Origin of the sequence: Vibrio sp. 10N.222.49.C9 (assembly GCF_041474985.1) — a bacterium.
In the GTDB taxonomy this organism is placed as follows: domain Bacteria; phylum Pseudomonadota; class Gammaproteobacteria; order Enterobacterales; family Vibrionaceae; genus Vibrio; species Vibrio crassostreae_C.
The window spans coordinates 1-212 of the sequence record NZ_JBFRVD010000122.1 but is presented as its reverse complement, the minus strand read 5'-3'; the positions used below and the strand labels follow the sequence as shown (position 1 = coordinate 212).

The following is a 212-nucleotide window of genomic DNA, read 5'->3' as shown; positions in this document are numbered from 1 at the left end:
TCATCGATTGAGTACGCTAAGTCACCAGACACAGGCGCATCATCAACCGCTGTTACGCTTACGTCGATGTTTGCAGAGACCGTATCGGTCCCATCTGATACATCAAAACCGAAGTTTACGTCGCCATTGAAGTTTTCATTCGGAGCAAAGGTGTAAGTACCATTACCGTTGTCAGTAAGAATACCGTCGCCACCATCGTAGGTCACACCTTC

General features: G+C 47.6%; 1 protein-coding gene. It reads right to left on the bottom strand.

The window, feature by feature from the left end; translation table 11 throughout:
- On the bottom strand, positions 1–212 hold a 212-nt coding region (locus AB4585_RS22270), incomplete at both ends, for a cadherin-like domain-containing protein (RefSeq protein WP_372170986.1).